At 46.6% G+C, this 6455-nt stretch carries 7 protein-coding genes; all 7 read left to right on the top strand.

Annotation, left to right across the window (positions count from 1 at the left end; all coding sequences use genetic code 11):
- The first annotated feature begins 137 nt into the window (after positions 1-137).
- Complete coding sequence (locus ABFC84_05700; GenBank protein ID MEN6412247.1) at positions 138-689, top strand: biotin transporter BioY; 552 nt, start codon at positions 138-140, stop codon at positions 687-689.
- The gene (locus ABFC84_05695; protein ID MEN6412246.1) at positions 686-1840 is read left to right on the top strand and encodes a thiolase family protein; all 1155 of its coding nucleotides are present in this window, start codon (positions 686-688) and stop codon (positions 1838-1840) included. Before ABFC84_05700 ends, ABFC84_05695 begins: the two co-directional genes overlap by 4 nt.
- 6 nt (positions 1841-1846) lie before the next feature.
- The gene (locus ABFC84_05690) at positions 1847-3172 is read left to right on the top strand and encodes a fatty acid--CoA ligase family protein (GenBank protein MEN6412245.1); all 1326 of its coding nucleotides are present in this window, start codon (positions 1847-1849) and stop codon (positions 3170-3172) included.
- On the top strand, positions 3165-3587 hold the full coding sequence (locus ABFC84_05685) for a hypothetical protein (GenBank protein ID MEN6412244.1): 423 nt from the start codon (positions 3165-3167) through the stop codon (positions 3585-3587). The genes ABFC84_05690 and ABFC84_05685 overlap by 8 nt, the downstream gene beginning before the upstream one ends.
- Before the next feature lie 542 nt (positions 3588-4129).
- Positions 4130-4381 carry a TM1266 family iron-only hydrogenase system putative regulator gene (locus ABFC84_05680; GenBank protein ID MEN6412243.1) on the top strand — a complete coding sequence of 84 codons (252 nt, stop codon included), beginning with the start codon at positions 4130-4132 and terminating at the stop codon, positions 4379-4381.
- A 28-nt stretch (positions 4382-4409) separates the two neighbouring features.
- Positions 4410-5861: a [FeFe] hydrogenase H-cluster radical SAM maturase HydG gene (hydG, locus tag ABFC84_05675; protein ID MEN6412242.1), complete on the top strand. Its 1452-nt coding sequence runs from the start codon at positions 4410-4412 to the stop codon at positions 5859-5861.
- Positions 5862-6202: 341 nt separating this feature from the next.
- Positions 6203-6455, top strand: a 253-nt coding sequence (locus ABFC84_05670) for an MBL fold metallo-hydrolase (GenBank protein MEN6412241.1), incomplete at its 3' end; no start/stop codon positions are given.

Here is a 6455-nt window from a genome sequence, read left to right as displayed (position 1 = left end):
AAAAAAGGAGAGACTTAATTCAATTTATAGTTAACTCATTAATGCTATAAGGTTGACATTGATCCCGTATTGTTTTATACTGCCAGTAGTTACCGATAGAAAGACGAATTCGATTCGCTTAACACAGGGGGAGAATCATGGCACAGGGAGATAAAGTAAGGGATATGATGTATGCGGGCCTGTTTGCGGCATTAATAGCCGTACTAGGGCTGATTTTCATACCGCTGCCCATCAGTCCGGTCCCGATTAGCGGACAGTCGCTGGCAGTTATGCTGGCAGGAAGCATTTTGACAGTACGGCAGGCGGCTTTCAGTGTTCTGACATTTCTGCTGGTGGGAGCGGCAGGTGTGCCGGTTATTTCCGGCGGAAACGGAGGACTGGGGATTCTTGTTGGTCCCCGGGGCGGATATCTGATTGGTTTTTTAGTGGGGGCCGTTGTGATCAGCTTGTTGAAGGGAACCTCGAATCAGGTATGGCGGCTTGCTTTGGCCAATATTGCCGGGGGAATTGCAGTAGTTTATGTCTTGGGGATGTTCTGGCTGAGCTTTGTTACCGGGATTGGTCTGGAAAAGGCGCTGATAGCAGGCGTTCTGCCTTTCATACCGGGGGATTTATGCAAGGTGGTCATTGCTACGGTTATCGGCACTGCCGTTAACCGGCGGCTGGAGAAAGCCGGTCAGCGGTTATGAAGCCGGTTTATATTATTGGCGGTGTGCGAACACCGATCGGCAAAACCGGCGGGGTATTAAAAGAGTGGCTGCCGGAAAATTTAGGAGCTGCCGTTTTAAAGGAAACGATTGCCCGTTATCGAATCTCGCCGGAGAATATTGAACAAGTGATTATGGGAAATGCGGTAGGCCCGGGGGGAAATATAGCCAGGATTTGCGTTCTTGCCGCCGGCTGGCCTTACAGTATTCCCGCGGTAACGGTGGATACCCAGTGCGGTTCCGGTCTCAGCGCGGTTCAACTTGCGGCTGACTGCATTCGGGCAGGTTCCGCCGAGATGATCATCGCCGGTGGGGTGGAAAGCACCAGTATGGAGCCAAGACGGCAGTTTAATAATGCCGATCCCCGCTTTCAGGGAGAAAATGTTTATTTCACAAGGGCTCCCTTCTCCACCCCGGAGATTGGTGATCCGGATACCGGGATTGCGGCGGAAAATTTGGCGGCTAAAATGAAAATTTCCCGGCAGGACATGGACCATTTTGCCTGGGAAAGCCATCAACGGGCGTTTAAAACGCGGCAGCAGGAACTGTTGAAGGATATTATTCTACCGGTTCAGACAACCAATAAGATCGTGGACCAAGATGAGTGCATCCGCGGCAATATCACCCTTCGACTGCTTCAGAGGATGAAACCGGCTTTTGTTCCGGGAGGAAGCATTACCGCCGGCAACACCTGCTTAAAGCATGACGGGGCCGCCGTTTTGCTGCTGGCATCAGAGCAAGCCGTGCAGAAGTATAAGCTTCTGCCTCAGGGGAAAGTCATACAAACGGCCATCTGCGGCTGCGATCCAAATTTCTTTCCGCTGGCACCGGTTTTTTCGATTCACCGGTTACTGGAGAAGGCAGGTATGGCATTAAGCGATATCGCTGCAATGGAAATCAACGAGGCTTTTGCTGTGAAAATACTGGCATGCTGCCGGGAGTTAGACTTTGATTTGCAAAAGACAAATATTTTGGGCGGAGCTTTAGCCTATGGTCATCCTTATGGAGCTTCCGGGGCGATCATTTTGCTCCATCTGCTTAAGGCATTGAAATTGGTGGACGGGCGGTTTGGCATCGCGGCGATTGGCGCCGTAGGCGGACAGGGCATAGCGACACTAATTGAAAGGGACTGACGGGCTGTGCTGATTCACGATTGTGTTTCTTGGCAAAAGAAAGAAATAGAAGATAAGGTTTGTCTGATTCATGGCAAATCATCTTTTACTTACAGCCAGATGCGGCAGAAGGTGGATTTTCTGGCCCGCCGTCTGGCCGGAATAATCAAACCGGGCGACCGCGTCCTTTTAAAACAAGCTGATCCTGTGCTGCAGCTTTTGTATTTCTTTGGGATTTTAAAAGCCGGCGGCTGCTGTGTTTTTATTGATGCGGCTACAACGGATGAAGTTTGTTTAAAGTTAATCAGGCTTCATCATATTTCTGTCTATATTAACGAGGACTTTCATTTACCCGATACGGCAGCCGATACTCTGCCGACCGTACAGCCGACGGATATTTTTCTCGGTGCGTTAAGCTCCGGCAGCACGGGCAATCCCAAATTGATCTGGCGGGATCATAGCAGCTGGACAAGGGCCTTTCCGCAGCAAAGCCGGGTATTCTGTCTTTGCGGGAAGGATCGGCTTTTTTTGGCGGGGTCACTGATCTATACGGCAAACCTGAATGCCTGTATGCACATGCTTTCTTTGGGGGGAACGGTGGTGATTGCCGACAGTCGGCAGCCTCGGACCTGGGTACGGGGAATTCTGAAAAATCAAATCAGCGGGATTTTTATGGTGCCGGCTCATTACAGAATTTTGCTGAAAGCGCTGGAGCAGCCCCTTCTCGGGATTAAGTCCCTTGTAACCTGCGGCGCAAAACTGGATCCGGTTACTGTACGGCAGATGGTAGAGCGTTTTCCTCAAGCCGGCATTTATGAATATTACGGCGCCAGCGAGCTGGGACATGTCAGCTGCATGACCAAGGACGATCTGCTGTACCGTCCGGATTCGGTAGGCAAACCTTTTCCCGGTGTCCGGGTATGGATTGAGCAGGATGTTATCTGGGCGGAGAGCCCTTATCTGGCACCGGCGTACAGACCCAGATCCACGGCAGGCGATCTGGGCAGGATGGACGGCGACGGTTATTTATATGTGCTGGGACGCCGGAATGGACTGATCAACAGCGGTGGCGTCAAAATCATCCCGGAACAAGTGGCAAAGGTCATTGATCAGTGCCCGGGGGTTTCCCGGACCGTTGTCGGCGGAATTGATGATCCTGTAAAGGGACAGCGGGTTTGCGCTTGGATTATAAAAGAAAATCCGGCTCTCACCACAGCGACTATACTGGCTTTTTGCCGGACAAAACTCCGCAGCCACTACTATCCGCAAAAGATCGTCTTTGTCAGCCAGTTTCCTCTCAATGCCAGCGGAAAAATTGACCTACCGCGGCTTAGACAGGGATTCCATGAATGAGAAGATAGAGAACCTGCTGCCCCAGCGAGAACCGTTTTTGTTTTTGGATGAAATTATTTTTGCCGATCCAGGTGAAATTATCGGCGTTAAAGAATATGATGATACATTTCCCTATTACCAGGATGTTGCATTGGCAGGCAAAGCCGTACCCGGAGTGATTCTGCTTGAATCCCTGATACAGTGCGGCGGCGGGGGAACCGCACTGCTGGGCAGGTTTAAAAAAATACTCTGGGGGCTGGCGGCAGTGGAGAAAGTTTCTTTTTCCGGTACTGTGACGCGGGGAAATACAGTAACAATGACCGTTAAAAATCTGAAGTTATCCCGCCGGATTTTAAAGCAGACAGGCACGGCTTCTGTGGACGGCAAAACAGTTCTAACGGCGACTTGGCTGTGCGTGAAGCTGGAGGAACGGTAAAGTAAATGGCAATGCAGCTGCACATTACATATCCCTCAATGGCCTTGATTGTCAGCAAGATATTTTGCCGCTGTTTTGGGTCGGTGACTTTTTCCAATGGATGAACCTCATCGCGTTTGAGATAGCGCTGCAATTTCGCATGGACTTGCTCCAAAAGCAAAAAGTTTTAGATCCCAGACTTCAACAAGGGCGACTATCTTGGTAAAGCAAATGGGTATTAAAATTCCATTTTACAAGCAACAGCCAAACGTACGTTTTGACAAGGCGAAGAATATGTGCTAAACTAAAAAAGCTATATGTATAAAATTTCAAAAAGTGCAATGTATCTGCTCGTATTTTGCTTACCTGAGGATACAGGGCTATTGAGTTACCTGACTGCTAGGTGTTCCAAGCGGGAAGGCGCGCATTTGGCGTGTTTAAATATTTTCGGCCGGTTACGCTCCTTTTCCGTGTGAATTACGGGAAAGGAGCTTTTTAGTCTAGCAGAAAGTATAAAACTTTTTCGGGTGCAACGTTGAGCTATAAAAAGGAGGCGATATAAGATGGACAAAAGAATTGGAATAGTCGGCATTGTGATTGACGATCTTTCATGCGCAGAACGAGTGAACGGGGTTTTGCATGAATATGCGGGGTTGATTATTGGAAGAATGGGGATTCCTTATAGGGAACGGGACGTATCGGTTATATCGTTGATCGTCGATGGAAGTAATGATGCTATCAGTGCTTTGACAGGCAAACTGGGCAGAATCTCCGGTGCTTCGGTAAAGTCGATGATTACTAAAAATATCAAATAAAAATTCTATAGTTGGAGGAGAAGATAATATGAATTTTTTAGAAAAGTATAAAAAGGAATTTGAGGGATATGACAAACTTGATCATGATTTTATTGATGACGATAAGATTTGGGCGCAATTAAACAAATGGGAAAATCCTTCCAAGGAAGATGTACGACGTGTACTGAAAAAAGCGCAGCAGTGTATTCGGCTTGAACCGGAGGAAACTGCGATTCTTCTTCAAAACAAGGATGAAAGCACTATACAGGAAATGTATGAGTTGGCTCATCAGCTTAAAGAAGAAGTATATGGTGATCGCATTGTGTTTTTTGCACCACTTTACATAAGCGATGAATGCGCCAACAATTGCAAATATTGCGGGTTTCGCAGCAGCAATACTTCCATGCACCGCAAGACTCTTAGCATGGACGAAATTGAGCAGGAAGTGCGCATTATGATCGAAGAGGGTCAAAAGCGTACCGTGCTTGTGTATGGTGAATCGCCTGCTACTGAAGTAGATTTTATGTGCGAAACGGTTAAAAAGGTATACAGTGTTAAAACGGAGCACGGCGAGATTCGTCGCGCAAATATCAATTGTGCACCGCTTACTGTTGAAGAGCTAAAGAAGCTCAAGCAAGTGGGTATAGGTACATTTCAGGTTTTTCAGGAAACATATCATCATGAAACCTACCGTGAAATGCATCCCGCGGGAACCATCAAAGGCCATTATCGCTGGCGGCTGTATGCCATGGACAGAGCGCAGGAAGCTAAAGTTGACGATTGTGGCATAGGCGTTCTGTTTGGGCTTTATGACTGGCGTTTTGAAGTCATGGGGTTGCTTTATCACACCATTCATTTGGAGAAAACATTTAATGGCGTGGGGCCGCACACGATTTCTTTCCCGCGTATCACGCCTGCCACCGGTACTCCTTTTTCCGATCATCCTGAATATGCGGTCAGCGATAGCGACTTTAAAAAGTTAGTTGCCGTACTTCGCCTTTCCGTTCCTTATACGGGCATGATTTGTACTGCGCGCGAATCTGTAAAAGTGCGTAGAGAAGTAATCCCTTTCGGGGTATCGCAGATAGATGCGGGGACACGTATCGGTGTCGGCGCTTATGCGCAATCCTCGAATGCAAATCAGCTTCCTGATAAGGAACAGTTTTCTATCGGCGATGCACGTTCACTAGATAACGTAGTTAAGGAAATTTGTGATATGCACTGCATCCCCTCTTTTTGCACTGCGTGTTATCGCGCAGGCCGCACGGGTGAACAGTTTATGAAGGTTGCAAAATCCAAGTTTGTACATAACTTCTGTATTCCAAATGCTATTTTCACATTAAAAGAATACCTTCTCGACTATGCGGGTGATGAAACAAAGGCCAAGGGTGACGCTGTGTTAAAAAAACATATTGAACAATTTAAAGGCGAACCAATTTATGATACGATATTGGAGAATTTAAAGAAGCTTGAAAATGGAGAGCGGGATTTGCGTTTGTAGGAACAAAATTTTGAAAATTAAAACCATTGGAAATGTGCTCGTCTACAACCCTGTATAAGTTAATCAGCGAAATAAATGTATTCCAGATCATAATAAAACTTAGATAAACAGTAAGAAAGAGCTTTTGGCGCTATGTCAGCAGCTCTTTCTTGCTGTTTTTCAGTTTACGGGTTTCCCTTAAGAAAGTATAAACTGCGTAAACAGGCAGAAGGAGTTTTGTGTAAAAGTATGGAAGATTAAACAATATAACACAAATCAATAAATGCGGTGATTACTTTGATTATTTTGGAGTTTATGCCAGGGAAGATTCTGAATAATATAGGATGGGTGGAGACGATAAAATGTCATTTTCAATCAAAGCTTTACCTGCCGGCAGCGGCGACTGTATTCTCGTTTCATTTGGTGAACAAAACAAAAAGACGAATATATTAATTGATGGCGGCATAGGACTGCGGGCTTATCGGCGATTAAAAAATGAGATACAAGAAATCGCCGCTAAAGGTGAATTTATTGATTTGCTGGTCTTAACGCATACGGACGAAGATCATATCGGCGGGATATTGAAAATTTTTAAGGATTCCGATATTGACAAGA

The organism is Veillonellales bacterium (assembly GCA_039680175.1).
Classification (GTDB): Bacteria; Bacillota; Negativicutes; order JAAYSF01; family JAAYSF01; genus JBDKTO01.
This window is presented reverse-complemented; position numbering and strand designations above follow the sequence as displayed.